Consider the following 6,187-nt stretch of genomic DNA (forward strand, 5'->3'; position numbering starts at 1 on the left):
GTAATTTCTAACGGCTTGTTGTTTTAAAATTTCTGCATTAAAAAGACCTTGAGGGGAAATATCAAGGTCTTTAGAATAATATGTAGCCACCCTAAGAGTGGCAGGGGAAAATTTGTATATTATCTATGAATCAGTCAGAGTGGGGGAAATCATTCTGGACTGATAAGTACAGCATACAAGATTTTTACTGAGAATAATTTATTTCACCCCAAACGTAGCGAAAAAAAACCTAAACGTCTCTATAGTTTGCTAGTTACTTACGGACTAAGCTTAGTTTACACTGGGCTTTTTTCTTTAGCCAATTTTATCCTTTGATTTGTAAAGTGGCCCCACCGGCTAAGAGAAAACAAACTAGAGCGAAGAAAAAGGGAGCCTGGGCGGAGAAATCATAGAGAAAGCCAGCCATTAAAGCCCCGATAATCATACCCAAAGATTGGGTTGCTTGGTAAAAGCCTAAGACTTGATTACGCGTCTCTTCTTGGGCGGCTTGGGTAATCAATTCTTGAATCAAAGGTACTGTTAGGGCATAGACTCCGTAAAAAACCAACGCTAAGGCTAAAAAAATCATCAAGTTGGGACTGAAAAGTACTCCAATAATTAAAACTGCGGAAAAGCCTAAGACTGCCCGCAAAGAAGCACTAACTTTCGTTTGGTTGATTAAATACAAGCACAAAGTCAAGTTTAAAATCAGGGAAAGCAAGCCTACTCCTCCCTTGAAAAAGCCATTGACTGAGCTTGGTAGATTATAGAAATCCTTGAGATAGTAGTTAAAAGATTGGTCAAAGGCGGTATAACCTAGATAAAAGACAATCGACAAGCCAAAAAGTAAGGCGAGTTTAGCCGTGATGAACTCTTTGCCTTCCAGGAAAGCAGTTAGCGGATTGGCTTGTCTTTTGAGTTGGTGGCGGTTCAATTGTTCTAAATGGGCATCTTTATCCAAAAATAAACCCATCAAAAGGCCGGCTAACGCTAATTGGCCAATTTGTAAAAGGAAGGTTAAGTTGAGGTTAACTTGTCCCAAAACCCCACCAATAAAATATCCCCCGGCTGAAAAGACGGTTTGGACAGTGACATTGAGGGTCAAGTTAGTACCAACTTGGTTCGTGGCACTGTGCTCGGTAATATAGGCTAAAACCCCGACGAAAAAGGCGGCGCAAGCAATTCCTGCTAAGAGGCGCCCAATTAAAATAATGCCGGCATAATGTCCGAAAGAAAAGAGGATTTGTGCTAAGGCATAGCCTACACTACCCCAGGCCATAGCGGTTTTATTGTGAATTGTGCTAGTAATTTGGCCAAAAAAGGGCGAAAAAGCAAACATTCCTAAAGACATCATGGCAAAGGCAATTCCAAACATGGCGTCGTTGAGCCTAAAAGTTTGAAGTAGGTCGGTGTGACCGGGTGGGCGTAGTTGGCAGCTAAGTTAAATAAAGCTATCAAAGTAAAAAAAGTGAATTTTTTTGGCATAAGCATTCCTTTCAAAATAAGTTTCGCCAAAGATTATACGCAATCTACCCTAAAAATACAACTAGACAGCTTTAGGATTTCTGGTTAAGATAGAAGATAAAAATCTTGAGGAGGTTTTATTGTGAAACAGTCCAAAATGTTGTTACCTGCCATCATTATGGCTGGGATTGTCATGCGGATTCCTTTTACTACTTTGCCGGTAGTTTTGACTCAAATAGCCCAGGGTCTTGGTGTATCGGTGGCGTCTTTGGGAACTTTAACTACGATTCCTTTGGTGATGTTTGCTCTGGGTTCGTCTTTTGCCCCTTATTTAGCCCAAAAAATTGGTTTGGAAAAAACCTTTACCGTAGTGATTTTAATCATGGCTTTGGGGTCAGGATTACGGTTAATCAATGTGGCGACTTTGTATGTTGGTACCATGATTGTGGGGTTGGCAATTGCCTTTATCAATGTTTTATTTCCTAGTCTTTTATTGGAAAATTATCCTCGTAGCTTTGGGGTCTATACCACTATTTATACGACAGCCATGGGTTTAGCGTCTACTATTGCATCGGCAGTGGCAGTCCCCATTGTGACGCAAACTTCCTGGCAATTTTTAATTTTCTTATTGAGTGTGATTATCCTTTTGGCAGCCTTGACCTGGTGGCCTAATATAAAAAATAATCACTACTTAACCTTGGCCAAAACCGATACGGTAGAACCTACTTCAATTTGGACTAATAAAATGGCCTGGGTGACCTTGATTTTTTCTGGTTTTCAATCGCTCTTATTTTACACAGGACTGACCTGGTTACCAACTATGGCTTTAGATGCTGGCCTCAATCAAAATGCCAGTGGTTTGTTAGCAGGACTATATTCGTTGATTTCTTTACCCCTGTCAGCACTAATTCCTGTAATTGTTTCACGTCAAAAACGTCAAGCGCGGCGAAATTTTATGCTGATTTTTGCGATTTGTGGCATCTTAGCTATGGTCCTTTTATTGATGGTAAATTCTCGTAGTTTTTGGTTTTGGAGTGCGGTCAATGTTCTCTGGGGTGCGAGTGTTGGGGCATTATTCCCTTATATGTTAACGGCTTTTTCCTTGAAAACCACTAATCCTACTCAAACTGCACGACTTTCTGGTATGGCGCAAACTGGCGGTTACCTCTTGGCAGCTTTGGGGCCGGCACTTTGTGGTTACGGCTATAGTTATTTTCATAGCTGGACACCAATAGTCTTTGTACTTCTATTGGTGACGCTTATCACTACACTATCTTTGATTATTATGGAAAGTCGTGAAAAGATTGCATAAAAAACTTGTCAGTTGACAAGTTTTTTTTATGCTTCCAATTGAGAGGCAACTGCTATGGAAAGGCTGGCACACAAAGCTAAGGGCAAAAGGGCACTAATATCTAGGTGGCAAATTTCAAAAAGCATAAATATCGCCATTAAAGGTGCATTTTGGGTGGCTGTCAATAATCCCACTGCTCCCAAAAGGGCGCATTGAACTAAGCTCGCTGTCGGTACAAATTGGACATAAAGTAGTCCACTAAGGCTCCTAGACAAGCCCCAGCTCCAATGGAAGGTGTTAAGGTTCCCCCGTAAGCACCAGTCCACAAGGTAAAAATGGTCACAACTAATTTGGCCACCATTCCGAAAATTAAAAGTCCCATGGCTTCTAAGCTGACACTTTGGAAATTGAAAGCCATTTGTGCTACTCCGCGACCATTACCCATAATTTGTGGAAAGAAAGTGGCAATTGTTCCGGTTAAAAGTGCTGCTAAAGGTAGGCCGATGAGAATTTTATTGTCCGAAGCGCGAGCATTACTGGCTTTTTGAATCCAGCGTCGCACATAAGCGCCAACTAAACCTGCTAATGGTCCTAAAATTAAAATTAAAGGTAAGAGCTTAAGGTTAAAATGTGGTTGGGAAATCACGTAATAGGGGGTGAAACCTTTACTGAGTGCCCCCACTAAAGTCGCAAGCACAGACATGGTGAGGCTGACAACGATAGCTTTGCGACTGATTTTTTGGTAGAGGATTTCCAGACAAAAAAACATCCCGGTTAAAGGTGAAATATAGACTCCAGCAAACCCCGCTCCGGCCGCTGCTGCTAGAAGGAGTTTTTGGTCTTCAGTAGACAAATAACGATTCCAACGTGCGGTGAATTTTTGGGCTAACATGGTCCCCATTTCTCGAGGCGCTAATTCCCGGCCGACAGATCCTCCGGTAGAAACGTAAAAGATTTGCGTTAGGTCGTGAATCAAGGTGGTTTTGAAAGACATCTTTTCACCAGTTAAAGCTTTCTTAATCCCAACAGGTCGGGAATTTTTACGTAAAAGATGCCAAGAAATTCCGGCTAAGATGCCCCCAAAAAAGACGGATAGAAGTCGCCGTAAAGGCCAAGCTTGGCTCGCCACAGGGTGGTGATTACTTTCGACAAAGCCTAAAAAGAGGTGTTCAATCAAGTCGAGAAAATAACCTAATAGTAAAGAAGACGTTCCAATAATAAGTCCTAGAGCGATAGTGGCAGTCATGAGATTGAGGTCGTTAGTGTGCGTTTTTAATTTGGCAAACATGGGTAGGTCCTTTCTAAGCCAATTGGTGGGCGATTTTTCCACAAATAGCAGCGACAAGGGCGCCGAGTAAATCGTCGATGAAAGTATTGACCTGGTTAGGTTGTTGATCATAGTTCTTGATAATACCGGATTTAACACGATCCAGATAGCCGAAATTGGTGGCGCCAATTGTACCATAGACGTTGGCGATGGCTAGGGCCAGGGTTTCATCGGTACCAAAGACACCAGCATCATTTTTGATGATGGAGAGGAGCGGTTCACGTAGTTGATCGGCCTGAGCCAAGCGGTCGAGTTCGAGCGCTACCATGGCTTGGTTGAGGACTTCACGTTTATGGAGCACTGCTTGTAGGGCTACCTGACAGTCTGCTTCGGTCACTCGTGTATCAAACTCCACTAATAGTTTATAAGCCAGATGAGTGAGGTCGGAAAGTTTCACCCCCCGTCGCTCTAACTCTTGTGTAACAAAGTTGTAAGCTGCGGTGTCGGGATACTTAAAATTTTGATTTAACATGATTTTTCCTCCACGTAATTTTTGTTTATGAGAATAACACGATAAATGTAGGCTGACAAGAAAAAACTTGGTCAGTTTTTGTTATAATGAAGCTAGTAAAATTAAAGGAGCGCTCAATTTGAATGATATTATTTTGTTAAAGCCTGCCTTCCAAGAAAAAATATGGGGTGGCAAAAAATTACAAGAAGAATTCGGCTATGACATTCCTAGTGACCAAACCGGAGAATGTTGGGCGATTTCAGCCCATAAGCATGGACCTGCGACCGTTGAAAATGGTCCCTATGCTGGAATGACTCTAACGCAGTTATGGACCTCAGAGCCGCAACTATTTGGTAACCACGGTGCTGAGGAAAGTTTTCCTTTGTTAACCAAGATTTTGGATGCCAAAATTGACCTTTCCGTCCAAGTTCACCCTGATGATGCTTATGCCATGAAACACGAAGGGGAATTGGGGAAGACCGAATGTTGGTATATTCTTGCAGCGGATCCTGGTAGTTATTTAATTTATGGTCACCGCGCCCAAAGCAAGGAAGAATTTGCCCAATTAGTGTCCCAAGGTAAGTGGGACCAACTTTTAACTAAGGTACCCGTTAAAGCTGGTGATTTCTTTTATGTGCCAAGTGGGACGGTACACGCAATTGGTGGTGGAGTGATGGTTTTAGAGACCCAACAATCAAGTGATACTACTTATCGTTTATATGACTGGGACCGCAAGGATGAAAAGACAGGTCAAAGTCGGGAATTACATATCAAAGATTCTTTGGCTTGTAGCCAAGTGCCTTTCCAAGCACCAAAATTAACTAGGAAAACCAGCTTTTGTGGGCAAACGAAAGTTACAGAGTTTGTTAATTCTAAATTCTTCAGTGTTTATCGTTGGGAAAATCACCAAAATCAAGGTGATTTTCAAAATAAAAACCATGATTACTGGTTAGTTTCTGTTATTGCAGGTCAAGGTCAAATTAATCTCGGTGATAAGACTTATGATTTGAAAAAAGGTATGCATTTTATCATTCCCTCAACAGTTACAAACTGGACTTTAAGTGGCGACTTCACCATGATTGCTTCTAAAGCCAACTAATATCGCAAAAAAGACCGGCAAAAGTCGCCGGTCTTTTTAGATATCACGATACATGAGCAAATCTGTTTGTCGGTCATTTCCTAGGACGAAAGTATGGGCACCAGCTTGTTTGAAACCAAGATGACGATAAAAGCCTAGCGCATTTTTATTGTGTTCCCAAACCCCGAGCCAAATGCCTTCACAAGCTAGGTCGTGGGCATATTTTAGCGCAAAGTCAAAGAGCGCTTGGCCGATACCTTGTTTTTGATATTCAGGGTGTACATAGATACGTTGGATTTCCAAGGCTTGGGGCCAATCGAGTTCGCTTTGAGCGTGGCCCCAGTTTAATTTAAGATAGCCAACTATTTGGCTATCTTTAAGGGCAAAGAAATAGGCAGATTGTTCCTGCGCTAGTTCTTGTCTTAAAACTTCAATATTATAAGCTTCATCTAAGTATTTTTGTAAATCAGCCGGATCGTTGTCTTGATCAAAGGTGGCTGCAAAAGTGAGCCGACAGATTTTTTGTAATTCTTCCAGATCGGCGGTGGTTACGTTTCTGATTTGAATAGTCATTTTTTCCTCACTACTTTTTAGTTT

General features: G+C 41.7%; 6 protein-coding genes and 1 pseudogene. 2 read left to right on the forward strand and 5 right to left on the reverse strand.

What is annotated here, in order from left to right:
• Nucleotides 1–304 precede the first annotated feature (304 nt).
• Together JCM10991_RS13900 and JCM10991_RS16255 are read right to left on the reverse strand one after the other, a co-directional pair.
• Complete coding sequence (locus tag JCM10991_RS13900; protein ID WP_155889659.1) at nt 305–1,354, reverse strand: MFS transporter; 1,050 nt, start codon at nt 1,352–1,354, stop codon at nt 305–307.
• Nucleotides 1,330–1,464: a hypothetical protein gene (locus JCM10991_RS16255; protein WP_263640317.1), complete on the reverse strand. Its 135-nt coding sequence runs from the start codon at nt 1,462–1,464 to the stop codon at nt 1,330–1,332. Before JCM10991_RS16255 ends, JCM10991_RS13900 begins: the two co-directional genes overlap by 25 nt.
• Before the next feature lie 136 nt (nt 1,465–1,600).
• Between JCM10991_RS16255 and JCM10991_RS11005 the strand changes: the two genes are divergently transcribed.
• Nucleotides 1,601–2,755, forward strand: a complete 1,155-nt coding sequence (locus JCM10991_RS11005; RefSeq protein WP_155889660.1) for an MFS transporter — start codon at nt 1,601–1,603, stop codon at nt 2,753–2,755.
• A 26-nt stretch (nt 2,756–2,781) separates the two neighbouring features.
• On the opposite strand, the pseudogene JCM10991_RS13905 reads toward JCM10991_RS11005, so the two are convergent.
• Together JCM10991_RS13905 and JCM10991_RS11015 are read right to left on the reverse strand one after the other, a co-directional pair.
• Nucleotides 2,782–4,133: pseudogene (locus JCM10991_RS13905) on the reverse strand (chloride channel protein).
• Nucleotides 4,036–4,533: a phosphatidylglycerophosphatase A family protein gene (locus JCM10991_RS11015; RefSeq protein WP_023859864.1), complete on the reverse strand. Its 498-nt coding sequence runs from the start codon at nt 4,531–4,533 to the stop codon at nt 4,036–4,038. The pseudogene JCM10991_RS13905 and the gene JCM10991_RS11015 overlap by 98 nt, the downstream one beginning before the upstream one ends.
• Before the next feature lie 118 nt (nt 4,534–4,651).
• On the opposite strand from JCM10991_RS11015, the gene manA reads away from it, so the two are divergent.
• On the forward strand, nt 4,652–5,611 hold the full coding sequence (gene manA, locus JCM10991_RS11020) for a mannose-6-phosphate isomerase, class I (protein WP_025021511.1): 960 nt from the start codon (nt 4,652–4,654) through the stop codon (nt 5,609–5,611).
• 36 nt (nt 5,612–5,647) lie between these two features.
• Here the strand turns inward: manA and JCM10991_RS11025 are convergent.
• Nucleotides 5,648–6,187: GNAT family N-acetyltransferase (locus JCM10991_RS11025; protein WP_225349967.1), on the reverse strand; the 540-nt coding region annotated here is incomplete at its 5' end.

This window comes from Ligilactobacillus equi DSM 15833 = JCM 10991 (assembly GCF_000615765.1).
Classification (GTDB): Bacteria; Bacillota; Bacilli; order Lactobacillales; family Lactobacillaceae; genus Ligilactobacillus; species Ligilactobacillus equi.